The sequence below is a fragment of the Brucella sp. IR073 genome (assembly GCF_049065735.1).
Taxonomy (GTDB): domain Bacteria; phylum Pseudomonadota; class Alphaproteobacteria; order Rhizobiales; family Rhizobiaceae; genus Paramesorhizobium.
Genome location: NZ_JBAKHD010000001.1, coordinates 194096 through 217258 on the forward strand (window position 1 = coordinate 194096; position 23163 = coordinate 217258).

Genomic DNA, 23163 nt, shown 5'->3' on the forward strand with positions numbered 1-23163 from the left:
TCGCTGTGACTTGACGCCGGCCCCATTCGAAGGATGCTCTCTGTGCCAGGTTCTATCGTCCGACAATTGTTCTTCTCCACGCTGACGGTCGCTGCGCTGGGCTTTCAGCCGGTTGCACCAGCGGATGCGCAGACCATCGCGCCGGGAGCCACTTCCGAAACCCAGGCGCCCGGCCGCGCCCCGCAGCAGCCGCCGCTCAAGCAGCCGGCCATCGCCACCGCTGAGGGCGTCAGCAATTTCAAGCTGGCCAACGGACTGGAAGTGGTCGTCATCCCCGATCACCGCGCGCCCGTCGTCACGCAGATGATTTGGTACCATGTCGGCTCCGCCGACGAACCACCCGGCAAATCAGGCATTGCCCATTTCCTCGAGCACCTGATGTTCAAGGGCACAAAAAACCATCCCGAAGGCGAATATACCAAGAAGGTCGCGGAGATCGGCGGCCAGGAAAACGCCTTCACCTCCTATGATTACACCGCCTATTACCAGCAGGTCGCGCCCGGCGCGCTGGAGATGATTATGGGCTATGAGGCGGACCGGATGGAAAATCTGGTCCTCACCGACGATGTCGTCAACACCGAGCGCGACGTGGTGCTGGAAGAGCGCCGGATGCGCATCGATGGCGATCCGGGCGGCATTCTGGCGGAAGAGGCGATGGCCACGCTTTTCCAGAACAGCCCCTATCGCATCCCCGTCATCGGCTGGAAGCCGGAGATCGAGAAGCTCAATCTCAAGGATGCGCTCGATTTCTATCAGCGCTTCTATACGCCGAACAATGCGACGCTGATCATTTCGGGCGATGTCGATCCCGACACGGTGCGCACCCTCGCGGAAAAGACCTATGGCAAGGTGCCGCGCCGTGCCGATCCGGGGCCTCGCATCCGCCCGCAGGAGCCGGAGCAGCGCACCCGCCGCACCGTCACGCTGAATGATGAGCGGGTCACGCAGCCGAGCTTCCGCAAGATGTGGGTCGTCCCGTCCTATGAGAATGCGAAGAAGCCCGGCGATGCCGAGGCGCTCGATCTCCTCGCCGAAATCCTTGGCGGCTCCATCCGCAGCCGGCTTTATCAGGAACTGGTGGTCAAGCAGGGCATTGCCGCCAGCGCCGGGGCCGATTATTCCGGCGATGCGCTCGATGACGGCATCTTCTCCGTCTATGGCGCGCCGCGCGGCAGCGCCTCGCTGGAAGAGGTCGAGGCGGCGGTCGATGGCGAAATCGGCCGTATCGTCAAGGAGGGCGTCACCGATACGGAACTCGCCCAGGCGCGCAACCGCTTCCTGAAGAGCGTCGTCTTCTCGCGTGACAGCCAGATGGGCATGGCTCGCATCTATGGCTCGACGCTCGCCGTGGGCGGCACCGTCGATGACGTGCTGAAATGGCCTGACCACATCAAAGCGGTGACGAAGGAGCAGATCAAGGATGTCGCCGTCCGCTATCTCGTCAATGCCCGCTCGGTGACGAGCTATCTGCTGCCGCCGGCGGTCGAGCCCGAAAGCGCCCAGTCGAAGGGGGCGAGCGGAAACGTCGTTCCGCTCAAGCCGGGCCCGGTGGAAAATGGACCTGAAGGAGTGCAGAAGTGAATATGACGGTTTCCTCGCTCCGCCGCCACGCCGGCTCGTTTCTCGGCGCCCTGTTCCTCACGCTGTTCTTCACCCTTCCGGGCGGCGCCGTCACCATTCAGGAGGTCGTAAGCCCCAAGGGCGTGCGCGCCTGGCTTGTGCAAGACGATTTCGTGCCGCTCGTCTCGATTCGTTTTTCCTGGAAGGGCGGCTCGACGCAGGACCCTCAGGGCAAGGAAGGGCTCGCCAATCTGATGACCGGCCTCTTCGACGAAGGCGCGGGCGATCTGCCCTCCGACGCCTATCAAGAGCGGCTCGATAATATCGGCGCGGAAATGAGCTTCTCGGAGACGCCTGACGATATCGACGGCTCCATGCGGATGCTCTCCGACAACCGCGACGCCGCCTTCGATCTTCTGGCGCTCGCCATCAACAAGCCGCGCTTCGATCAGGGGCCGGTGGACCGCATCCGCCAGCAGATCATCGCTAACATCAAGGCGTCGGAGCGCGACCCCAGCACCATCGCCGCGCAGAAATTCTCCGAGGCGCTCTACGGCAATCATCCCTATGCCCGCCGCGAGCAAGGGACGGAGCAGACGCTGCAGAGCATCACGCGCGACGATCTTCTCTCCTTCCACAAGAAGGTGCTCGCCCGCGACAACCTCACCATCGGCGTCGTCGGCGCGATCACGCCGGAACAGCTCGGCCCCTTGCTCGACAAGGTGTTCGGCAACCTGCCTGAGAAGGCCGACCTGACGCCCGTTCCGGAGGCGAAGCTGGCGCTAGGAGCCACCACCAGCATCAACTATCCGCTGCCGCAGACGTCGCTGGCACTGGTCTATCCCGGCGTTGCGCGCAAAGACCCGGATTTCTTCGCCGCCCACCTGATGAACCAGGTCTTGGGCGGCGGCTTCACCTCGCGCCTTTATACCGAGGTGCGCGAGAAACGCGGCCTTGCCTATTCGGTCTCGTCCTCGCTCATCAACCGCGACGACGCGCAGGCTCTGATGATCTCGACGGCAACCCGCCCCGACCAGGCGCAGGAAACGCTGAAGATCATCCGCGATCAGGTGAAGCGCATGGCGACGGACGGCCCGACCGCGGAGGAACTCGCCGCCGCCAAGAGCTATGTCATCGGCTCCTACGCCATCAACAATCTCGATTCTTCCGGCAACATCGCCCGTACGCTGGTGGCGTTGCAGCAGGAGGGCCTCGGCCGCGATTATCTCGACAAGCGCGACGGGCTCATAAATTCTGTCACACTCGATCAGGTAAAAGCAGTGGCGAAGCGCCTGCTCAGCGCCGACCCGGCGATTCTGATGGTGGGGCCGGCGCAGTCGTAAGAGAGTTAATTGGAGACGCTGGCGGCTTCGCGCCCTCCTTCCCCCTTGCGGGGAGGGTGGCCCGAAGGGTCGGGTGGGGGTGGTGACGTTTGCGCCAATTTCTCCAGCAAAAGCGCAAACGTCACCACCCCCATCCGCCCGCTAACGCGGGCACCTTCCCCGCAAGGGGGAAGGAGGGTGTGAACCCGCCAGCGTTTCTAAAACTGCTTCAAGGGACGCGACGATGACCTTTCAGGCTCCAAAACCCCTTCCAACCACCCCCCGCGTCGCAATCGCCTTCGGCGGCGGCGGGGCGCGGGGCCTCGCCCATGTCAACGTCATCGAGGCGCTGAATGAATTGGGCATTCGCCCGGTGGCGATTGCCGGTTCCTCCATCGGCGCGATCGTTGGGGCGGGCATGGCCGCCGGCATGACGGGCAGCGAGATCAGGGATTATTGCAGCGCCACGCTCGCCAACCGCGCCGAGGTCGCCGCCCGCATGTGGAAAACGCGGCCTGCGAGCTTCGCTGAAATCCTCTCGGGCGGCATCCGGGTTGCGCAGTTCAACATCGAGAAGATCCTCCGCGCCTTCCTGCCCGAGCGCCTGCCGGAGACGTTCGAGGAGCTGGAAATCCCGCTCGCGGTCACTGCAACCGATTTCTACGGCCAGCAATGCGCCATCCTCGAAAGCGGCGACCTGATTTCGGCGCTCGCCGCCTCCGCCGCCATCCCCGCGCTCTTCCGCCCGGTGCTGCGCGACGGGCGCATTCTGATCGACGGCGGCATCTGCAATCCGGTTCCGTTCGAGCTGCTGGAGGAAAAGGCCGATATCGTCATCGCCGTCGATGTGGTGGGCGGCCCGGTGGGCGATGGGACGAAGATGCCGTCCTCCATCGACGCCATGTTCGGCGCGACACAATTGATGATGCAGTCGATCATCGCCACGAAATTGAAGACGGTGCGCCCGGTCATCCTCCTGCGCCCGGAGGTCTCCCATTATGGCGTCCTCGACTTCCTGCGTGCCGAGCAGATATTGACCGAGACGGCCAGCGTGAAGGACGATCTGAAGCGGGCGATGGATGCGGCGGTGACGTTCAAGGCGGCAGGGGAATAGGAAAGCATATTTCTCACTCCCGTTCCCCATGAGAGCGGTTCATGTTTTGACTAAATCACCTGAATTCCGCTTTGGGACCATTGTTGTCGTGGAGAGGTAGAGGAATGGATCCCAGTGACAAGCACTGGGATGACGGGTTGCTTTGCTGTTAGCAAGCCAACCTCCACCCTCTCTGCTTGGCAGAAGCATCTCCCACAATGAACAAAAACATCTCCACTGCGTCATCCCAGTGCTTGTCACTGGGATCCATGCCTCTACGATGACGTAGCCGCAACGATAAAGAATGAGCCAGCTGATGCTCCCTTAACTACTCCGCCGGCTCCAGTTCGCCCTTCGCCACGCTTGGCCCCATATCCGGCGCGGGGGCCAGCGTTTCCTCGGTCATCTTGTCGAGCGGCTTCGCTTCACGGACGGGCTTCGTCAGCGGCTCCGGCGTCACCGGCTTGTTGAAGAGGAGGTGCCGCCCAGCGAGAATGCCCTCGGTGGCCTGAACCCGCAGCCGGTCCTCGTCGCGGCGGCGCACGTCCTCGGTGATCGCAGCGGCGAGGTCTTCACCGATATCGAGCCGCTCCAATATCTTGCGCCCGAACAGAAGGCCCGATTCGAACGTCTCGCGCAGCTCATAATCCACTTCCTTCGCCCGAAGCTGCAAGGTGTGCTCACGGTCGTAGGAGCGCACGAAGAGCTTCACATCGGGGAAATCCGTCTGGATGAGATCGACAATGCGGTTGGTCACTTCCTTCTTCTGGGTCGCAACCGCGACGATCTTCGCCCGCCTTATGCCCGCCGCCTCCAGCACATCCTTGCGCGTACCGTCCCCGAAATAAATGCGGAAGCCGAACTTGCCCGCCGCGCGGATGCGGTTGGCCGAAATGTCGATAACAGTCACGTCGATGCCGCCCGCCAGCAGGATCTGCGCCGCGATCTGCCCATAGCGCGAGAAGCCGATGATGAGGACATCCGCGCCCGCGCCGTCGAAATCCTCCTCCAGCACTTCCTCCCGGTCCTTGGAAAGCAGCCGGTTGCCGAGCGCCACGGAAAGCGGCGTCAGCGCCATGGAGATGGTCACCGCGGCGACGAGCTGCGAAGCGAGCGACTGGGTGATGATCGCGGCGGCGGAGGCCGCCGTGAACAGCACGAAGGCGAATTCGCCGCCCTGCGGCAGCAGGAACGCGACGCGCACCGCGTCATTGTGGCTGGAGCGGAAGAGCCGGCACAGCACATAGACGATCGCCGCCTTCACAATCATGAAGACGGGGACGGCGAGGAGAATCTCAAGCCAGTTCTCGGCGACGACCTTGAGATTGAGCGACAGTCCGACCGCGACGAAGAAAAGGCCGAGCAACAGCCCGCGGAAGGGCTCGATATCCGCTTCCAGCTCATGCCGGTAGGAGGATTCGGCCAGAAGCACGCCCGCTATGAATGCGCCCATCGCCATGGAGAGCCCCGCCGCCTGCATCAGCATGGCAGAGCCCAGCACCACGAACAGCGCAGCGGCGATCATCACCTCCCGCGCGCCCGTATTGGCGATGATCCGGAACATCGGGTTCAGCAGATAGCGCCCGGCAATGATCAGCGCGCCCAAGGCCACGAGCGCGCCCGCGAACTCGAAGCCTGTTTCGCCCTGCGGCGTTCCCTGCGGCGAAAGCAGCGGAACCATCGCCAGGATCGGCACGATGGCGAGATCCTGGAAAAGCAGGATGGAAAAGGCCCGCTGGCCGTGCTTGCGGTTGGTCTCGGCGCGGTCCTCCAGCACCTGCATGGCAAAGGCGGTGGAAGACAGCGCAAGGCCGAAGCCGATGATGACGGAGGCGTTGAACGGTATTTTGGCCAGATAATAGGCAAGGTAGGTCAGCGCCGTGCCGGACCACAGCACCTGCAGGAGCCCGAGGCCGAAGATCGAATGCCGGAGCGACCAGAGCCGCGACGGCTTCAATTCAAGCCCGATGATGAACAGCAGGAAGACGACGCCCAGCTCGGAGAAATGCAGGAAGTTTTCCCCATCGATGATGAGGCTCGCCACCGGGCCGATAACGATGCCCGCCGCAAGGTACCCCAGCACCGTGCCAAGGCCGAATCGCTTGAACAGCGGGGCAGCCACGATCGCGCCGCCAAGCAGCATCAACGACTGGAAATAGAGCGTTCCGCCTTCCGAAACCATGCATAGTCCTGAATCTTGATTTGAAAAGGAATCTTGGCAATCGCCTTGAAGCACCCGATATTGCACCATATAGGAAGATTGTGGGCGGAATTTAAACCGCGCGAAATATTTCTTGGCCGTTTTTCGGCCTGCCTTAGAAGGCCGAGAGAACATTAAAATGGAAACGGTCTACATCCGGCCAATAACCCCCCTCTGCCCTGCCGGGCATCTCCCCCTCAAGGGGGGAGATTGGCCTTCATTAATGACGGCGCTCAATTCTGCGACGCTGACGGTTAGCGAAAGCGGAACTCCCATCCAATCTCCCCCCTTGAGGGGGAGATGCCCGGCAGGACAGAGGGGGGTGTCACGCGCGCTGCCATATAAGTATGGGCCATTTTGACATGGATGCTCAAACACATTCCAGCCAATTGGCTGAAAAGGCCGCTTCGCTCGTGGAAGCCGCCCGCCGCGCTGGGGCAGATAGCGCCGATGCAGTGGTTCAGCGCTCGCGCTCTACCAGCATCACCGTCCGGCTCGGCAAGGTCGAGGAGACGCAGGCCTCCGAAAGCGATGCCTTTGCGCTTCGCGTCTTCGTCGGGAGGCGGATTGCGAGCGTGTCCGCCGATATGGGCGCCGATCCGGCGGCGCTGGCGGAGCGCGCTGTCGCCATGGCCAAGGTCTCGCCCGAAGACCCCTATGAGGGGCTCGCGCCCAAGGAGAAACTCGTCAGCGCCCCGCGCGACCTCGATCTATACGACCCCACTGAAGTGGGTGCCGCCGAACTGACCGCCAATGCCCTTGCGGCGGAGGACGCGACGCTCGCCGTCAGCGGCGTCACCAATTCCAGCGGCGCCTCCAGCTGGGCGGGCCTTGGCGGCATGGTTCTGGTCACCTCCGAAGGCTTCGTCGGCCATTACGCCGCCACCCATTTCGGCATATCGGCCAGCGCCGTCGCCGGATCAGGCACGGCCATGGAGCGCGACTATGATTTCACCTCGCGCCAGCATTACGCCGCGCTTGCCGATGCCGCCGCCATCGGCCGCAATGCCGGGGAGCGCGCGGTGCGGCGCCTCGGCGCGCGCAAGGCCAAGACCGGACCCGTCACCGTGGTGTTCGACCCGCGCGTGGCGCGCGGCATGGCGGGCCATCTCGCCGGGGCCATCAATGGCGCCTCGGTCGCCCGCAAGACCAGCTTCCTTAAGGGTTCCATGGGCAAGCAGGTGCTGAAGGCCGGAGTTTCCGCCACCGACGACCCGCTGCGCATCCGTGGTGCGGCATCCCGCCCGTTCGACGGTGAGGGCATCGAAGGGCAAAGGCTTGTCATGGTCGAGGACGGCGTGCTGAAGCACTGGTTCCTTTCCTCCTCCACAGCCAAGGAGCTGGGACTCGAGACCAACGGGCGTGGCGTGCGCTCCGGCTCGACGGTCGTGCCGGCTTCAACCAACTTTGCCATCGAGCCCGGCGAGCGCTCGCCGGAAGACCTCATCCGCGATGTCGGCACCGGCTTTTACGTCACCGAAGTGTTCGGCCAGGGCGTCGACATGATCACCGGCCAATATAGCCGCGGCGCTTCCGGCTTCTGGATCGAGAATGGCGAGCTTGCCTATCCCGTGAGCGAGGTCACCATCGCGTCGAACCTCAAGGACATGTTTCTCAACATGACGCCGGCAAACGATATCGACCGCAATTTCGGCACCGCCGCGCCGACCCTCGTCGTGGAAGGCATGACCCTTGCAGGAAATTGAGACTTTCGCATCGCTTGAAGAGGAACTGGCCCTCATCCGCTCCGCCGCCGAGGAGGCGGGACGCATCGCCATGCGTTATTTCGGCCAAAACCCGGAAGTCTGGCTCAAGGAAGGCCAGTCGCCGGTGAGCGAGGCCGACATGGCCGTCGACGCCTTCTTGAAGGACGCGCTTCTGTCGGCCCGGCCGGGTTATGGCTGGATTTCCGAGGAGACGGCGGATGAGCGCGCGGCGGCCCATCGCCGCCGCGTCTTCGTGGTCGATCCTATCGACGGCACCCGCGCTTTCATCGGCGGCAAGGACCAATGGTGCGTCAGCATCGGCCTCGCCGAGGATGGCCGCCCCGTGGCAGGCGTGCTCGAAAACCCGGTGCGCGGCGAGACGTTTGAGGCCCGGCTCGGCGGCGGCGCATACCAGAACGGCGAGGCCATAAGCGTGGGCCGCACCGCCGAGCAAAGCCCGCTCAAAATTTCCATGGCGCGCGCGGCGCTGGATCTCCTGCCGCAGGATTTTCGCGCCCGCGTCGAGACTTATCCTTATGTCCCCTCGCTCGCCTACCGCCTCGCCATGGTCGCGCGCGGCGAGATCGCGGGCACATTCGTGCGGCCCAATTCGCATGACTGGGATCTGGCGGCGGCGGACCTCATTTTATCGGAAGCAGGCGGCGCTGTCGTCACCGTCAATGGCGAGCGGCTCCTTTATGGCGGCCCCACGCGCAAGCAGGGCGCGCTTGTGGCGGCAAGCGGCCATCTTCTTGACGAGATGTTGGGTGTTGTGGCGCGCACGGCGTTCGGCTAAAGCTGCCGGACATTTCATCTGGTTAGGGATTGTGATCATGAGCGCAGACGGCGAAGGCAAAAAACAGCTTCTTCATCTTGTTTTCGGCGGAGAACTGACGACCTTGACCGGCCTGGAGTTCCGCGATTTGAGTGAGCTGGATATCGTCGGCATCTACCCGGATTACGAATCGGCGAAGACCGCGTGGAAGGCGAAGGCGCAACAGACGGTGGACAATGCGCATATGCGCTATTTCATCGTGCATCTGCACCGCCTTCTCGACCCGGCCAGTGTTGCCGGAAACGCAGGCTGACGCCTGGAAAGCATGGTGGAAAACATCGATCAGAGGCCGCGAAACACGGGCGCGGCCAAGAGGATATGGCGCAGCATTCGCGGCCCGCTCGCCCGCTCGGCGGGGGTGAGGTCGGCGCTGGTGTGGCTGATATCGGCCTATCTGAAGTTCGTTCACGCCACCAATCCGCGCCTGCCTGGCTCCAAGGACCCTTATGAGCTGGAGCGCGATTATCACCCGCTGATCGTCACCTGCTGGCATGGCCAGCATCTGATGGCGCCGTTCCTGCGGCCTAAGCATATGCCGCTGGTCGCGATGTTCTCGCGCAGCGCCGATGCCGAGCTGAACGCCCGTGTCGGCGAGCGGCTGGGCCTAGAGACCGTGCGCGGGTCCGGCGGGCGGGGCACGCGCACCCGTATGGACAAGGGCGGCGCGCGGGCGCTGCTGGCGTTGAAGAATGCGCTCCGGGACGGCAAGTCCACCGCCATCATCGCCGATATCGCCCATGGCAAGGCGCGCGAGGCGGGGCAGGGCGTCATCCTCTTGGGCAAGCTCTCGGGCCGCCCGATCCTGCCCATCGGCTACGCCTTCTCGCGCCGCAAGGTGCTGGAAAAAAGCTGGGACAAAACCGTCATTCCGCTGCCCTTCGGCCGGTCTGTCGTGGTTTCATGTGAGCCTGTTGTGGTTCCCATGGATGCCGATGACGCCATGCTCGAGGAAAAGCGCAAGGAATTGACCGACAAGCTGAACGCGGTCACGGCTGAGGCCTACGCGCGATTGGAGCAGGCGCGATGAGCGAACGATGGGCCCGCACGATCCTTTCCGCCTACCGCTGGGCCGGATCGCTGGCCTATCCCGCCGTCGGGGCCTATGTCGCCTTCCGCGTCTCGCGCGGCAAGGACGAGCATGCCCGCCGCCGCGAGCGCTATGGCAAGGCCAGCGTCCCGCGCCCCGCGGGGCCGCTGATATGGGTCCATGCTGCGAGCGTCGGCGAGACGACGGCGGTGATACCGCTCATCGAGCACATCGCCGGTATGGGCATCCATGTGGTGCTGACGACAGGCACGGTCACCTCCGCCCGGCTGGTCAATGAGCGGCTGGGCGCCAAGGTGATCCACCAATATGTGCCGCTCGATCTGAAGCCGGCGGTCAATCGCTTCCTCACCCATTGGTGCCCGGATCTCGCCGTCATCTGCGAATCCGAGATATGGCCGATGACCATCCTGCAATTGGGCGCGCGCCGCGTGCCGCAGGTGCTGGTCAACGGGCGGCTCTCCGACCGCTCCTTCGCCGCCTGGAAGAAGCGCTCCTCGATTGCTGAGGCGCTGCTTGAAAATTTCGCGCTGGTCGTGGCGCAGTCCGAAGTCGATGGCGAGCGCTTCCGTTCGCTGGGCGCGCGCCCCGTGATCGTTTCGGGCAATCTGAAGGTCGATACGGTCGCCCCGCCTGCCGATGAGGAGATGGTAGCGGCGCTGCAATCGCAGATCGGCAAGCGCAAGACCTGGGCCGCCATCTCCACCCATGAGGGCGAGGAGGAAATCGCCGTCGAGGTGCATGAGATGCTGAATACCCGGCACAAGGACCTCATCACCATCATCGTGCCCCGCCATCCCGACCGCGCCGACGCGCTGGAGGCGATGATGACCGCGCGCGGCCTCCATGTGGCGCGCCGCAGCCGCAACGATGCGATTACGCCGGAGACGAACATCTTTCTCGGCGATACCATTGGCGAGATGGGCCTTTATCTGCGGCTGACCGAAATCGCCTTCGTCGGCAAGTCCTTGACGGGCGAGGGGGGCCAGAACCCGCTGGAGCCCGCCATGCTCGGCACCGCCATCCTAGCTGGCCGGAACGTGCAGAATTTCCGCGATTCCTATCAGCGCCTCATCAAGAATGGCGGCGCGAAGCTCGTGCGTGATCGCGACATGCTGGCCGGCGCGGTCAATTTCCTCTTCAACAACGAGCCGCAGCGCCGCGAAATGATCGACGCCTCCGCCCGCACCGTCGGCGACATGCGCGGCGCGCTGGAGCGCACGCTCTCGGCGCTGGAGCCCTTTATCCAGCCGCTCGTCGTACAGGCGCAGCTGAATGGGACGCAGGGGTAGGTGGTTACGCATCCATGGAAGCGGCTTTCACCCCCCTCTACCCTGCCGGGCATCTCCCCCTCAAGGGGGGAGATTACGCTCTCAGAGACGTTTGCCGCCAATCGCAGACCTTGGTGAGCAAGCGGCGCGAGTTGTGCCAGCCGATCTCCCCCCTTGAGGGGGAGATGCCCGGCAGGGCAGAGGGGGGTGTTACCCCACCGGCCTTTGACGAAAAGGTCCTCCGATGACCACCGCCCCCTCCTTCTGGTGGCAGAAACCGGGCTGGCAAGCCTTCGCGCTCTCACCCCTAGCCGCCCTCTACGGCGCAGTCGCCGGACGCAGGCTCATGCGCGCCACCCCGCCGCAGGTTCCCGCCCCCGTGCTCTGCATCGGCAATTTCACCGTGGGCGGCGCGGGCAAGACCCCGGCGGCCATCGCCTTCGCAAGGACAGCCAAAGCGATGGGCCTCACCCCCGGCATCGTCTCGCGCGGCTTCGGCGGCAATTATTCAGGCGTCCACCGTGTCGATCCCATCAGCGACAGCGCCGCCCATGTCGGTGACGAGCCGCTGTTGCTCGCCCGGCACGCGCCTGTCATGGTCTCGGTCGACCGCGCGGCGGCGGCGATCGCCCTCATCGGCGAGGGCTGCGATTTTCTCATCATGGATGACGGCTTCCAGAGCGCGCGGCTCCATGCCGATTATGCGCTGATCGTCATCGACGCCACGCGCGGCATCGGCAATGGATATGTTCTGCCGGCAGGCCCGCTCCGCGCACCGCTGGGCGACCAGATGGCAAAGGCCGACGCGCTCCTGGCAATAGGCGTGGGCGACAGCGCCATCCGCCTCACCGCCGCATTCCCGAAACCCGTCTACACCGCCCGGCTCGCCCCCGGCTCCGCGCGCCCGATATCCGGCAAACGCTTCCTCGCCTTCGCCGGGATCGGCAATCCCGAGAAGTTCTACGCCAGCGTCCGCGAAATGGGCGGCGTGACGGCGCTGACCCGCGATTTCCCTGACCACCACCCCTACGAGCCGGACGAAATCACCGAACTCCTGCAAACCGCCACTGAGGCCGATCTCGGCCTCATCACGACCGCCAAGGACCACGCCCGCCTCGCCACATCCCCCGTCACATCAGCTGATTTCCTCGCAAGGCTGACGGTGCTGGACGTGGAACTGGCGTTCGATCAGCTGGACGCGGCGGGGGAGATTATCGAGACGGCGATGGAGCGGTATCGCGAGCGGGTAGGATAATTATCAGCGGCCGATTGGCTTCATCGTTTCAAAATCACAGGCTTTGTCGAGCTCTACCCGCGGCAGCGTTTTCAGCATGGCTATCAGGTTCTCCCGCAAGATGGCCTCCTTCCGCCGCCGATTCGGGCGGGTGATCGATTGCCACTGATTTGCCTATATTTTTGCGCACTCTGGACCGCGTGACGGGGGCATCTCGCGAAGGGTGCTCCATGAAACCGGAATTCAACTGGCATATTCTTTCCCGGGCCGCACGCGCCATCCGGAGTAGTTTTGGGAGCTGCGTCGCGCTTTCGGCAATCGTCTGTCTTGCTCTGGCGCAGAGCATGATGATGGCTTGGGCGATCCCGTCGATTTATCCGACAGGGGTCACCATCTATGACCCCTCGAAGGCGTATAATTGCTTCGTGGGCTTCAGCGCACCCGACTGGAAAACATATATTATCGATATGGACGGAAATGCCGTAAAGACGTGGCCGCGTTATGGCTTCCCTTCTGTCGTCCTCGATCCGAAACTGACAGGCGGACAAAAGGGCCATGTCCTCCTTCAGCTTTCCTCCACGGACGGCACAAACAGCGTCATCAAGAACAAGACGGTCGGTGAACTCGACTGGAAGGGCGACACCGTTTGGCAATGGGGTAGCCAGGCTCCGGGCGGGGCCGTTCGCCAAAACCACGATATCGAACGGCTTCCCAATGGCGATACGCTGATATTATCCACCTTTCGGCATGTGGTTCCCGCATTAAGCAAAAAACCGATCGACGATCAGGTCATGTACGAAGTGACGCCCGATGGCCGGATCATATGGCGCTATCTCGTCTCTGAACACCTGAAGGAATTCGGCATATCAAAGGAAGGGTTGAAGGAGCTGCGAAGCGCGCTCGCCGACGGTTTTCATGGCTTTGGATTTCTCACCATCAATGACATGCGTGCGCTGGGCCCGAACAAATGGTTTGAATCCGGCGATAAGCGTTTCGCGCCGGACAACATTATGTTCGACTCACGCGAGGCAAATTTCATTGCGATCATAGACAAGAAAACCGGCCATCTGGTCTGGCGGTTGGGTCCAAACTACGAAATACCCTGGCACCCTGCCGGAGCGGGAGGTTTCGCCGCACAATTAAGGACCGAGCCCATATTCAGCACGAAGATACCGAGAGCTTTTGACCGGACCGCCGGACAACACGATGCCCATATGATACCGGAAGGGCTTCCCGGCGCGGGGAATATTCTCGTGTTCGATAACGAAGGACCTTCAGGCATTCCCAGCATGCGGATTAGCCATCATTTGGGGTCCCGTGTGTTGGAAATCAATCCGGTAACGAAGCAGATTGTGTGGCAATACACTGCCGAAAAATCTGGAAATCCCCCATGGACATTCTACAGCGCCTTTATCAGCAGCGCACGCAGACTGCCAAACGGCAATACCTTAATCGACGAAGGCATGGATGGCCGGCTTTTTCAGGTAACGCCGGATGGCAAGATCGTTTGGGAATATATCAATCCGCATTTCGGAACGAAAGAGACCGATAAAGGCCGCGCCAATTTGGTATATCGAGCCCAGCCCATTCCTTATGACTGGCTGCCGGATGGTACGCCGCATGCGGAATCTCCGGTCACTCCCGCTGCTGCGCGATAGGCAAAACGGAGCTTCTTCCGCACTCGACGAATGTCTGCCGAAGGTGGAGGAGGGACGATCACAGCCCCGCCGCCTTGGTCAGGTTTATTCATGCAATATGGAAGTTGCGCCAATCTCCCTTGCCGGAATTACCCCCGCTTCCGCATTTCCGGATGGCACTCCAGCTCGCGCTGGTAGGACACCACGCCATCAGCATAAGGCTCCTGGCGCGCGACGCTCCAATATTTGAGCTCGTCCAGCGGGATGCGTTCGCTGGTGACGGCGCAGGTCACATAGGCACCGGGGGTCAGCACTTGAAAATCGCCATCGAGATAACGCAGACGCGCTTCCGAAGAACGGGGGCCTTCAAATCGGTTCATGGGTCTTCCTGTCGTCCTTTATCTGCGCCCGAACAGGCGCTCGATATCCGCAAGCTTCAGCTCAATATAGGTCGGGCGGCCGTGATTGCACGTGCCGGAGCCGGGCGTCGCCTCCATCTGGCGCAGGAGTGCGTTCATCTCCTCCGGCTTTAAGCGCCGCCCCGAGCGCACCGAGCCATGGCAGGCCATGGTCGCCGCCACATGGTCGAGCATGGCTTTGAGGCCATCAGACGTGTCATGCTCGGCGATCTCATCGGCGAGGTCGCGGATAAGCTGCTGCACATCCGTCTCGCCCAGCATGGCCGGCGTTTCACGCACCGCCACCGCGCCCGGCCCGAAGCGTTCGACACCGAGGCCGAAACGCCTGAGCTCCTCCGCATGGGCGGCGAGCCGCTCCGCATCCTCTTCCGGCAGGTCGACGATTTCAGGGATGAGCAGCATCTGCGCGGGCAGGGGGCGCGAATGAAGCGCCGTCTTCAACGCCTCATAGACCAGCCGCTCATGCGCCGCATGCTGGTCGACGATAACAAGGCTGTCATCCGTCTGCGCCACGATGTAATTGGCGTGGATCTGCGCCCGCGCTGCGCCGAGCGGCGCGGCGGTCAGTTCCGCAGGCAGCTCCTCGATGGTCGCCCGCGCATCGGCGCTGGGCACAGCCACGCCCTCGAACACCGCCTGCGCGCCTTCGCCGAACCCCAGATCCATCTCCAGCGGCCGGAACGGTGCCGTGGTTGCGGACCACTCCGCGCGCGGACGGGGAGGCGGGCTCCAATTGCCGGACTGATAAGCCGGAGCGCGGTAAGGCGCGGCCTGTGGCGATGGGGCAGGGCGAGCCGCAAACCCCTCCGCCCGGAACGCCTGCATGATCGCCTCCGCCCCGCTCGTCGCCGCGCGGATGCCTGACCCGGCCAGCGCCTGCTTGATCGCCCCGACAATGAGCCCGCGCACCAGCCCCGGATCGCGGAAGCGCACATCGGCCTTGGCGGGGTGGACATTGACATCGACCAGCGCCGGGTCGAGCGTCAGGAACAGCACGGCCACCGCATGGCGGTCGCGCGCGATGACATCGGCATAAGCGCCCCGGATCGCGCCCCAGATCTGCTTGTCGCGCACCGGCCGCCCGTTGACATAGGCGAATTGATGCAGCGCATTGGCGCGGTTGAAGGAGGGAATGCCGGCGAAACCCGCCAGCCGCACGCCTTCGCGCTCCGCGTCGATGGAAAAAGCGTTATCGGAAAACTCCTTGCCCAGCACCTGCGCGATGCGCTCCAGCATGCCCTCTTCGCCCGCGCCCGTGGCGGGCAGATCTAGCGGCGTGCGGTCGGTTCCGGCGAGCGAAAAGCGGATATGCGGAAAAGCGATGGCGACGCGCTTCACCACATCGCTGACCGCCATCGCCTCCGCCCGGTCGGTCTTCATAAATTTGAGCCGCGCCGGGGTGGCGAAGAAAAGGTCGCGCACCTCCACGATGGTGCCCTGGTTGAGCGCCGCTGGGCGCGGGCCGTCCAGCCGCCCGCCGGAGACGGTGATCTCATAGCCCGATTCAGCCTGGGGCGTCCGGGATTTCAGCGACAGCCGCGACACCGAGCCGATGGAAGGCAGCGCCTCGCCGCGAAAGCCGAGCGCGCGGATGTCATGCACATCGTCTGTCAGCTTGGAGGTGCAATGACGCGAGACGGCGAGCTTGAGCTCATCCGCGGGAATGCCGCAGCCATTGTCGGTGACGCGGATCAAGGTCTTGCCGCCCCCCGCCGTCACCACCTCGATGCGCGTCGCCCCGGCATCGATGGCGTTTTCGACAAGCTCCTTCACCACGCTGGCCGGCCGCTCGATAACCTCGCCCGCCGCGATCTGGTTGATGATGGTTTCGGATAGCTGCCGGATCGTCATGGGAGTGTTATAGGCGGATTCGGGGGAATGCGGAAAGAGAAGGTTTATGAAGCGGTTGTTCCTGCGGGCACCTTCCCCGCAAGGGGGAAGGGGGGCGCGAGCGGCGCTGTCCCGCTCACCCGCGTCCCCGATACCCCGCCACCCCCGTCTCCGGCACCCACGCCCCCTCCGGCGGGGTACCCGTCTGCCAGAACACATCGATAGGGATCCCCCCGCGCGGATACCAGTACCCCCCAATCCGCAGCCAGAGCGGTTTCGTCGCCTCCACGATCCGCCGCCCGATCATGATGGTGCAATCCTCATGGAACGCGCCATGATTGCGGAACGAAAACAGGAACAGCTTCAGCGATTTCGACTCCACCAGCCGCGCGTCCGGCGCATAGTCGATGACGATATGCGCAAAATCCGGCTGGCCGGTCATGGGGCAGAGCGAGGTGAATTCCGGGCAGGTAAACCGCACGATCGCCGGCGGCCCGTCCCCGCGCGTAAACGGCACGGTCTCCAGCACCGCCTCCTCAGGCGAAGCCGCAATCTCCGCCTTCGCACCCAGCTGGGTCAATCCCTTGACATCGGTCATCGGGGTACTCCTTTCGAAAATGTTTGGGCTGGCAATGGCATCCATGCCCGGATTAGGCAAGCTTTTCAGGCATCGTCGCAGAGCGATCACAAATCATTTGATCCCTCAGCCTGATTGATCCGCAAGCCCTCCGGTCTATGGTCGGCGAGGACAGCATTTCTGATTCCTCTTATCGAAAGAAAAACCATGCCTCTGTCGCTTTACGATATCAGCGTGCCCGTATTTCTGCGGGCGTTTGCAAATCTCAGCGAAATTCTGGAAAAAGGCCGCGCGTTTGCCGACGAAAAGGGCATCCCCCACGCCGAATTGCTGGAAGCACGGCTCTTCCCTGATATGGCCCCGTTGACTGCCCAGATTCAGCGCGCCAGCGACACCGCCAAATTCGCCGCTGTGCGCGTTGGTCAGGTGCCGAATGTTCCAATGGAAGACAATGAGGCGAGCTTCGACGAGTTGCAGGCGCGCATCAACGCGACGGTTGCGCTTCTCGAAGCTGTTCCGCCTCACGCGATGGATGGTCGCGAGGAAGCCGAAGTGGTGCTGCGGTCCGGTGAGACCACGAGAACCTTCACCGCCCGCGATTATATCCTCAACTTCGCCACTCCCAACTTCTTCTTCCACGTCACCACGGCCTACGCAATCCTGCGCCATAAGGGCGTACCGATCGGCAAGATGGATTATCTGGGGCGGAACTGAATGCTTTTGAGGGCAGTCATCCTGCCCTCAATTGTTCATTGCGATTGCCGCGCCGCTTCCGGCACCCTTGCAATCACCTTGATCTCAAAATCGAACCCCGCCAGCCAATTCACCCCAATCGCAGTCCAGTTCGGATAAGGCTTGGTGTCGAATATGCGGCTCTTCACTTCCATGATCGTGCCGAACTGGTTTTCTGGGTCGGTGTGGAACGTGGTCACGTCGACAATATCGTCGAAGCTGCAACCCGCGGCCTTTAGCGTTGCTTCCAGATTGGCGAAGGCGAGTTCCACTTGGGCCTTGAAATCGGGCTCGGGCGAGCCGTCGGCGCGGCTGCCGACCTGGCCCGATACGAACAGGAGGTCGCCGGAGCGGATCGCGGCGGAGTAGCCGTGTTCTTCGTAAAGCGCGTGCCGGTTGGCGGGGAAAACTGCGTCTCGTTTTGTCATTTCCATTCCTTCGGGGTAGGGCAGCGGGTGGATTCAGATACGCCGCGTATGCAATAAACATATATACGCATCGTATGTCAATTCGCATACGTGACGTATATGGGAAATTGCCGGTTCTCCATTCCCCGCTCTCATCCCCCGATGTGAAATCATCATGGCCGCCCTGAATTGCCCCGCCGCAATTCGCGCTTATGATGGGAGCCAAAGCATGATCCCGAACCAAAGGTCAGCGTCAGCAAAAAGTTGTAGACTTTTCGGATAAGATTATGCGGCCAAATAAAGGGAGTGAACCGCCATGCCATCATCCAAAGCCGCCTTCGTCTGGAGCGATCCTTTCCTCGTCGAGGATCAGCTGACCGAGGATGAGCGGATGATCCGCGACAGCGCCCGCGCGTTTGCCGAAAGCGAGTTGCTGCCGCGCGTCGAGGAGGCGTATCTGGAGGAGAAGACCGACCCCGCGCTTTTCCGCCTCATGGGGGAGGCGGGGCTGCTGGGCGTCACCTTGCCGGAGGAATATGGCACGGCAGGCGCGTCCTATGTCGCCTATGGGCTGGTGGCGCGGGAGATCGAGCGCGTCGATTCGGGCTATCGCTCGATGATGAGCGTGCAGTCCTCGCTCGTCATGTATCCGATTTACGCCTATGGCTCCGAGGAGCAGCGCCGGAAATATCTGCCGAAGCTGGCGTCCGGCGAATGGATTGGCTGTTTCGGCCTCACCGAGCCCGATGCCGGCTCCGACCCCGCGGGCATGAAGACCCGCGCCGAAAAGGTGGCGGATGGCTACCGGCTCTCTGGCTCGAAAATGTGGATTTCCAATTCACCCATTGCCGATGTTTTCGTCGTCTGGGCGAAGTCGGAGGCGCATGGCGGCGCCATCCGCGGCTTTGTCCTGGAGAAGGGCATGAAGGGCCTTTCCGCGCCCAAGATCGGCGGCAAGCTCTCATTGCGCGCGTCGATAACAGGCGAGATCGTGATGGACGGCGTCATCGTGCCGGAGGAAAATTTGCTGCCCGATGCCTCGGGCCTGAGTGGGCCGTTCGGCTGCCTCAACCGCGCTCGCTACGGCATTTCATGGGGCGTGATGGGAGCGGCGGAGGATTGCTGGCACCGCGCGCTGCAATATGGCCTCGACCGCAAGCAATTCGGCAGGCCGCTCGCCGCCACCCAGCTTTTCCAGAAGAAGCTGGCGGACATGCAGACCGAAATCGCCCTCGGCCTGCAGGCAAGCTTGCGCGTCGGGCGGCTGATGGATGAAGGCAAGATGGCTCCCGAAATGATCTCCCTCGTCAAGCGCAACAATTGCGGCAAGGCGCTCGACATCGCCAGGGCGGCCCGCGACATGCACGGCGGCAACGGCATCCAGATCGGCTACCACGTCATGCGCCACGCGCAAAATCTGGAAACCGTCAACACCTATGAGGGGACGCACGACGTCCATGCGCTGATCTTGGGGCGCGCGCAGACGGGGATACAAGCGTTTTTTTGAGGTGCTGGTCCGGTGTGCTGGGCTTGTGTTTTAAACGGAAGCGTTGGCAGGACAGAGGGGGGCGCCTCGCGATTCCGTCAAAACACAATTTGCTCTATCACCTCAGAAGAGGGCGAAGCGGCTGATCAGCCGTGCCCGAGCGCTGCGACGGAAGCCCGCAACCCACCGCAGCCCCTATTCACTTCCCCGCCCCCAGCTCCCGCAATTTTATCTTCACCGCCAGCAAATCCCGCCACGCAAACCGCTTCTGCGCAGGGGTTCTCAACAGATAGGCCGGGTGCAGCGTCGGCATGACCGGGATTTCCTTGCCAGATGGCGTTACATGCAACTTCCAGTTTCCCCGCAGCCGCAGGATGCCTTCCTGCGAGCCGGTCAGCGCCTTAGCCGCCGGGCCGCCGAGCGCGACCAGCACTTTCGGGTCGGCCAGCTCGATCTGCCGTTCGATGAACGGGCGGCAGAGTTCGGTCTCCAGCGGCGTCGGGGTGCGGTTGCCGGGCGGACGCCAGGGGATGGTGTTGGCGATATAGACCCTGTCCCGCTCCAGCCCCATGGCGACAAGCATCCGGTTCAGCAATTGCCCGGATCGCCCGACGAAGGGCCGCCCCTCAATATCCTCGTCGCGCCCCGGCGCTTCTCCGATGAACATGATGGGCGATGCCGGGTCGCCATCGGCAAAGCACATATTCTTGGCGGTGAATTTCAGATTGCAGCCATCGAAGGCCGCGAGCCGCTCGCGCAATTCCTCCAGCGTCGCCGCTGTGCGCGCCGCCTCGCGCGCCATCGCCACCTGCGCATCGTCGGGCACCACAGGGCGCGGGGCGGACGGAGCCGGGGCCGCTTGCCGGGAGGGCTGCTGAGGGGAGGGAGCCGCGCCGCTCGCCTGGCCTGCGCCCGGGTGCGCCTGCCGTGATGGCGCTTTTGGCCGCGCGCTTTCGGCAAAACGGTCGATGGGCTCGTCGGAAAGGGCGATATCCACCCCGGCTTCCGCGTAGAAGCGGATCAGCCCTTCGATATCCATCCATGCCTGCTCATTTGCCATGACCGCATCCTTATCAGGAATGAGCGCGCGCCGTCTATTGCAGGAACAGGCCGTAAAAGCCATGAATTCATTGACGTTTACGTCAAGGTAAACTAATTAACCATTGAATGCCACAATTGCCCCCGGACAATTGGCCGCTTGTGAGGATGTAAGCGACGCTATAACAGGTAAGAATAACAAACGAGGCAGGACGGCTCCGGGGAACAGGCCGTCACGGAGGATGAGATGAGCGAGGCGAACGAGCTTCCAGAGCGCGAGAGCATGGAATTCGACGTGGTCATCGTCGGGGCGGGTCCGGCGGGCCTGGCGGCGGCGATCCGGCTGAAGCAGGTCAATCCGGAACTCTCGGTCGTGGTGCTGGAGAAGGGCGGCGAGGTCGGCGCGCATATTCTCTCGGGCGCGGTCGTCGACCCCATCGGCATCGACAAGCTCATCCCCGGCTGGCGTGAGGAAAGCGACCATCCGTTCCAAACGCCGGTCACCGACGATCATTTCCTCGTGCTCGGGCCCGCCGGATCGGTGCGCCTGCCCAATTTTCTAATGCCGCCGCTGATGAACAATCACGGCAATTACATCGTCTCGCTGGGCAATGTCTGCCGCTGGCTGGGCACGAAGGCCGAGGCGCTTGGCGTCGAGATCTACCCCGGCTTCGCCGCTACCGAAGTGCTCTATGACGACAATGGCGCGGTCATCGGCGTCGCCACCGGCGATATGGGCGTCGAGAAGAATGGCGAGCCCGGTCCGGCCTATACACGCGGCATGGCGCTGCTCGGCAAATATGTGCTGATCGGCGAAGGCGCGCGCGGCTCGCTGGCGAAGCAGCTTATCGCCAAATTCAAGCTTGATGAGGGCAGGGAGCCGCCGAAATTCGGCATCGGCCTGAAAGAGCTCTGGCAGGTCGATCCGTCCAAGCACAAGCCCGGCCTCGTGCAGCACTCCTTCGGCTGGCCGCTCGATTCGAAGACCGGCGGCGGCTCGTTCCTCTACCATTTCGGCGATAATCTGGTGGCAGTCGGCTTCGTCGTTCACCTGAACTACAAGAACCCCTATCTCTCGCCCTTCGAGGAGTTCCAGCGCTTCAAGACCCATTCGGCCATTCGCGATACCTTCGAGGGCGGCAAGCGGCTCTCCTACGGCGCCCGCGCCATCACCGAGGGCGGCTTCCAGTCGGTGCCGAAGCTGACCTTCCCCGGCGGTGCGCTGATGGGCTGCTCGGCGGGTTTCGTCAACGTGCCGCGCATCAAGGGCTCGCACAATGCGGTGCTGTCGGGGATCATGGCCGCGGACCATGTCGCCGAAGCCATCGCCGCGGGCCGCGCCCATGACGAACTGACCGCCTATGAGGAAGCCTGGCGGACAAGCGAGATCGGCAAGGATCTGAAGAAGGTCCGCAACGTCAAGCCGCTCTGGTCGAAGCTCGGCACGGTTCTGGGCGTCGCGCTCGGCGGCCTCGACATGTGGATCAACACGCTGACCGGCGGCTGGTCGCCCTTCGGCACGATGAGCCATGGCAAGCCGGATTATAGGACGCTGGAACCCGCCAGCGAGGCGAAGAAGATCGAATACCCCAAGCCCGACGGCGTGCTCACCTTCGACCGCCTGTCATCCGTCTTCCTCTCCAACACCAATCATGAGGAGGACCAGCCGGTCCATCTTCAGGTGAAGAATATGGAGTTGCAGCGGACCTCGGAATTCGACATCTATGCCGGCCCGTCGCAGCGCTATTGCCCGGCGGGGGTCTATGAATGGGTGAAGCAGGACGGCAAGGAAATCTACGTCATCAACGCCCAGAACTGCGTCCACTGCAAGACCTGCGACATCAAGGACCCCAACCAGAATATCAACTGGGTCCCCCCGCAGGGCGGCGAGGGGCCGGTTTATGTGAATATGTGAGCAAGGCGTGGCGCCCTCCTTCCCCCTTGCGGGGAAGGTGTCTGCGGAGCAGACGGATGGGGGTGGTTGTGATAGAGGTGACTTCGAAAATTATGCACTTATGAAAAGTGCAGATAGCTAAAAAGTGCAACCTGCCGGAGATCCCACCGCGCTGCCATTACCACCCCCATCCACCCGCTAACGCGGGCACCTTCCCCGCAAGGGGGAAGGAGGGCGCTCTACCTTCATCCATTCACCAGCCCCAACACCAGCTGATGCACATTCCCGCCCTCGCTCATTTCCGTCTTGTCGAAATCGCGGCTTTGCTGGCGCTGTTCGTTCGAAAGGGCGGCGAGGCGGCGGGTCAGTTCCTGCCTGATCTTCTTGCATCCCGGATCGTTCGCCACTGCCAGGCCCACCGACATGGCCTCGATCTTCTTCACCATGTCGAGGATGATTTGGCCATGCACCCGCTCATGCGCCTCAATCCCGGCAATGAAGCGGTCCCAGCGTTTCTGCGTATCCGGCGGCATTTTGGCTGAGGGCTTCGGCAGCTTGTAGATGATGGTCAGGTGCGGCACCGCTTGGGCGAGGCGGCAGCCGCCGCCCTCCGGCACATATTTGCGCGACCATTTGAGATCGAATGTCGTGTAGGCGATGGTCGGCCCCAGGCTCAGTCTTGGGCCGTTCTCGCCGATCGAGCGGTAAAGCTCGATACCCGTCTGGCCGGACACCGGATAGGTCTCGATCCGCTCGGCGGGTTTCCACTCCGCCTGTGCTCCGCTCGCGACGCCCAAGCCCAAAGCCGCACCCATAACCCATGCAATCAGCTTCATCCGCCGCCATCCCTCTTTTTGCGCGGGCGGACGTATAGCAT

20 protein-coding genes are annotated in these 23163 nt (G+C 62.9%); 13 read left to right on the forward strand and 7 right to left on the reverse strand.

What is annotated here, in order from left to right:
• Positions 1–33 precede the first annotated feature (33 nt).
• The 3 genes from ACOWVG_RS00940 to ACOWVG_RS00950 all read left to right on the forward strand — a co-directional run bounded on the left by ACOWVG_RS00940 (position 34) and on the right by ACOWVG_RS00950 (position 3996).
• Positions 34–1581: a M16 family metallopeptidase gene (locus ACOWVG_RS00940; protein WP_420959545.1), complete on the forward strand. Its 1548-nt coding sequence runs from the start codon at positions 34–36 to the stop codon at positions 1579–1581.
• A gap of 2 nt (positions 1582–1583) precedes the next feature.
• Positions 1584–2903 (forward strand): M16 family metallopeptidase, encoded by a 1320-nt coding sequence (locus ACOWVG_RS00945; protein WP_420960141.1) that lies wholly within the window; start codon positions 1584–1586, stop codon positions 2901–2903.
• Between the two features lie 223 nt (positions 2904–3126).
• Positions 3127–3996: a patatin-like phospholipase family protein gene (locus ACOWVG_RS00950; RefSeq protein ID WP_420959546.1), complete on the forward strand. Its 870-nt coding sequence runs from the start codon at positions 3127–3129 to the stop codon at positions 3994–3996.
• 307 nt (positions 3997–4303) lie between these two features.
• On the opposite strand, the gene ACOWVG_RS00955 is transcribed toward ACOWVG_RS00950, so the two are convergent.
• A complete protein-coding gene (locus ACOWVG_RS00955; RefSeq protein WP_420959547.1) occupies positions 4304–6157 on the reverse strand; it encodes a monovalent cation:proton antiporter-2 (CPA2) family protein in 1854 nt (617 codons plus the stop codon).
• A gap of 380 nt (positions 6158–6537) precedes the next feature.
• Here ACOWVG_RS00955 and ACOWVG_RS00960 point away from each other — a divergent pair, with 380 nt between their 5' ends.
• The 7 genes from ACOWVG_RS00960 (at position 6538) to ACOWVG_RS00990 (ending at position 13924) form a co-directional block, all read left to right on the forward strand.
• The gene (locus ACOWVG_RS00960; RefSeq protein ID WP_420959549.1) at positions 6538–7881 is read left to right on the forward strand and encodes a TldD/PmbA family protein; all 1344 of its coding nucleotides are present in this window, start codon (positions 6538–6540) and stop codon (positions 7879–7881) included.
• Between the two features lie 70 nt (positions 7882–7951).
• The gene (locus ACOWVG_RS00965; RefSeq protein WP_420960142.1) at positions 7952–8677 is read left to right on the forward strand and encodes a 3'(2'),5'-bisphosphate nucleotidase CysQ; all 726 of its coding nucleotides are present in this window, start codon (positions 7952–7954) and stop codon (positions 8675–8677) included.
• A 37-nt stretch (positions 8678–8714) separates the two neighbouring features.
• A complete protein-coding gene (locus ACOWVG_RS00970; protein ID WP_420959551.1) occupies positions 8715–8969 on the forward strand; it encodes a DUF4170 domain-containing protein in 255 nt (84 codons plus the stop codon).
• 12 nt (positions 8970–8981) lie between these two features.
• Positions 8982–9743 (forward strand): lysophospholipid acyltransferase family protein, encoded by a 762-nt coding sequence (locus ACOWVG_RS00975; RefSeq protein WP_420959552.1) that lies wholly within the window; start codon positions 8982–8984, stop codon positions 9741–9743.
• Complete coding sequence (gene waaA, locus ACOWVG_RS00980) at positions 9740–11053, forward strand: lipid IV(A) 3-deoxy-D-manno-octulosonic acid transferase (RefSeq protein WP_420959554.1); 1314 nt, start codon at positions 9740–9742, stop codon at positions 11051–11053. Before ACOWVG_RS00975 ends, waaA begins: the two co-directional genes overlap by 4 nt.
• Positions 11054–11276: 223 nt before the next feature.
• Positions 11277–12287, forward strand: a complete 1011-nt coding sequence (gene lpxK / locus ACOWVG_RS00985; RefSeq protein WP_420959556.1) for a tetraacyldisaccharide 4'-kinase — start codon at positions 11277–11279, stop codon at positions 12285–12287.
• Between the two features lie 209 nt (positions 12288–12496).
• Positions 12497–13924, forward strand: coding sequence for an aryl-sulfate sulfotransferase (locus tag ACOWVG_RS00990; RefSeq protein WP_420959558.1), 1428 nt, complete (start codon positions 12497–12499; stop codon positions 13922–13924).
• Positions 13925–14052: 128 nt separating this feature from the next.
• Here ACOWVG_RS00990 and ACOWVG_RS00995 read toward each other — a convergent pair whose 3' ends face one another.
• The 3 genes from ACOWVG_RS00995 to queF all read right to left on the reverse strand — a co-directional run bounded on the left by ACOWVG_RS00995 (position 14053) and on the right by queF (position 16750).
• Positions 14053–14283, reverse strand: a complete 231-nt coding sequence (locus ACOWVG_RS00995) for a DUF2093 domain-containing protein (RefSeq protein ID WP_420959560.1) — start codon at positions 14281–14283, stop codon at positions 14053–14055.
• Between the two features lie 18 nt (positions 14284–14301).
• A complete protein-coding gene (mutL, locus tag ACOWVG_RS01000) occupies positions 14302–16173 on the reverse strand; it encodes a DNA mismatch repair endonuclease MutL (RefSeq protein WP_420959562.1) in 1872 nt (623 codons plus the stop codon).
• A 115-nt stretch (positions 16174–16288) separates the two neighbouring features.
• The gene (gene queF, locus ACOWVG_RS01005) at positions 16289–16750 is read right to left on the reverse strand and encodes a preQ(1) synthase (protein ID WP_420959564.1); all 462 of its coding nucleotides are present in this window, start codon (positions 16748–16750) and stop codon (positions 16289–16291) included.
• Between the two features lie 186 nt (positions 16751–16936).
• Here queF and ACOWVG_RS01010 point away from each other — a divergent pair, with 186 nt between their 5' ends.
• Entirely contained in the window at positions 16937–17443 is a 507-nt protein-coding gene (locus ACOWVG_RS01010; protein ID WP_420959565.1) for a DUF1993 domain-containing protein, read from the forward strand.
• A 35-nt stretch (positions 17444–17478) separates the two neighbouring features.
• On the opposite strand, the gene ACOWVG_RS01015 is transcribed toward ACOWVG_RS01010, so the two are convergent.
• Entirely contained in the window at positions 17479–17889 is a 411-nt protein-coding gene (locus ACOWVG_RS01015) for a RidA family protein (protein WP_420959567.1), read from the reverse strand.
• 295 nt (positions 17890–18184) lie between these two features.
• Here ACOWVG_RS01015 and ACOWVG_RS01020 point away from each other — a divergent pair, with 295 nt between their 5' ends.
• Positions 18185–19375, forward strand: coding sequence for an acyl-CoA dehydrogenase (locus ACOWVG_RS01020; RefSeq protein ID WP_420959569.1), 1191 nt, complete (start codon positions 18185–18187; stop codon positions 19373–19375).
• 178 nt (positions 19376–19553) lie between these two features.
• On the opposite strand, the gene ACOWVG_RS01025 is transcribed toward ACOWVG_RS01020, so the two are convergent.
• Positions 19554–20414 carry a uracil-DNA glycosylase gene (locus ACOWVG_RS01025; RefSeq protein WP_420959571.1) on the reverse strand — a complete coding sequence of 287 codons (861 nt, stop codon included), beginning with the start codon at positions 20412–20414 and terminating at the stop codon, positions 19554–19556.
• A gap of 225 nt (positions 20415–20639) precedes the next feature.
• On the opposite strand from ACOWVG_RS01025, the gene ACOWVG_RS01030 reads away from it, so the two are divergent.
• A complete protein-coding gene (locus ACOWVG_RS01030) occupies positions 20640–22307 on the forward strand; it encodes an electron transfer flavoprotein-ubiquinone oxidoreductase (protein WP_420959572.1) in 1668 nt (555 codons plus the stop codon).
• A gap of 224 nt (positions 22308–22531) precedes the next feature.
• Here the strand turns inward: ACOWVG_RS01030 and ACOWVG_RS01035 are convergent, their stop codons facing one another.
• The gene (locus tag ACOWVG_RS01035; RefSeq protein ID WP_420959574.1) at positions 22532–23122 is read right to left on the reverse strand and encodes a DUF922 domain-containing Zn-dependent protease; all 591 of its coding nucleotides are present in this window, start codon (positions 23120–23122) and stop codon (positions 22532–22534) included.
• Between the last annotated feature and the right edge of the window lie 41 nt (positions 23123–23163).

Bases quoted from the DNA above. Each gene is read 5' to 3' on its own strand.
- ACOWVG_RS00940 (WP_420959545.1), top strand. From the start codon at position 34: ATGCTCTCTGTGCCAGGTTCTATCGTCCGACAATTGTTCTTCTCCACG.
- ACOWVG_RS00945 (WP_420960141.1), top strand. From the start codon at position 1,584: ATGACGGTTTCCTCGCTCCGCCGCCACGCCGGCTCGTTTCTCGGCGCC.
- ACOWVG_RS00950 (WP_420959546.1), top strand. From the start codon at position 3,127: ATGACCTTTCAGGCTCCAAAACCCCTTCCAACCACCCCCCGCGTCGCA.
- ACOWVG_RS00955 (WP_420959547.1), bottom strand. From the start codon at position 6,157: ATGGTTTCGGAAGGCGGAACGCTCTATTTCCAGTCGTTGATGCTGCTT.
- ACOWVG_RS00960 (WP_420959549.1), top strand. From the start codon at position 6,538: ATGGATGCTCAAACACATTCCAGCCAATTGGCTGAAAAGGCCGCTTCG.
- ACOWVG_RS00965 (WP_420960142.1), top strand. From the start codon at position 7,952: ATGCGTTATTTCGGCCAAAACCCGGAAGTCTGGCTCAAGGAAGGCCAG.
- ACOWVG_RS00970 (WP_420959551.1), top strand. From the start codon at position 8,715: ATGAGCGCAGACGGCGAAGGCAAAAAACAGCTTCTTCATCTTGTTTTC.
- ACOWVG_RS00975 (WP_420959552.1), top strand. From the start codon at position 8,982: ATGGTGGAAAACATCGATCAGAGGCCGCGAAACACGGGCGCGGCCAAG.
- waaA (WP_420959554.1), top strand. From the start codon at position 9,740: ATGAGCGAACGATGGGCCCGCACGATCCTTTCCGCCTACCGCTGGGCC.
- lpxK (WP_420959556.1), top strand. From the start codon at position 11,277: ATGACCACCGCCCCCTCCTTCTGGTGGCAGAAACCGGGCTGGCAAGCC.
- ACOWVG_RS00990 (WP_420959558.1), top strand. From the start codon at position 12,497: ATGAAACCGGAATTCAACTGGCATATTCTTTCCCGGGCCGCACGCGCC.
- ACOWVG_RS00995 (WP_420959560.1), bottom strand. From the start codon at position 14,283: ATGAACCGATTTGAAGGCCCCCGTTCTTCGGAAGCGCGTCTGCGTTAT.
- mutL (WP_420959562.1), bottom strand. From the start codon at position 16,173: ATGACGATCCGGCAGCTATCCGAAACCATCATCAACCAGATCGCGGCG.
- queF (WP_420959564.1), bottom strand. From the start codon at position 16,750: ATGACCGATGTCAAGGGATTGACCCAGCTGGGTGCGAAGGCGGAGATT.
- ACOWVG_RS01010 (WP_420959565.1), top strand. From the start codon at position 16,937: ATGCCTCTGTCGCTTTACGATATCAGCGTGCCCGTATTTCTGCGGGCG.
- ACOWVG_RS01015 (WP_420959567.1), bottom strand. From the start codon at position 17,889: ATGACAAAACGAGACGCAGTTTTCCCCGCCAACCGGCACGCGCTTTAC.
- ACOWVG_RS01020 (WP_420959569.1), top strand. From the start codon at position 18,185: ATGCCATCATCCAAAGCCGCCTTCGTCTGGAGCGATCCTTTCCTCGTC.
- ACOWVG_RS01025 (WP_420959571.1), bottom strand. From the start codon at position 20,414: ATGGCAAATGAGCAGGCATGGATGGATATCGAAGGGCTGATCCGCTTC.
- ACOWVG_RS01030 (WP_420959572.1), top strand. From the start codon at position 20,640: ATGAGCGAGGCGAACGAGCTTCCAGAGCGCGAGAGCATGGAATTCGAC.
- ACOWVG_RS01035 (WP_420959574.1), bottom strand. From the start codon at position 23,122: ATGAAGCTGATTGCATGGGTTATGGGTGCGGCTTTGGGCTTGGGCGTC.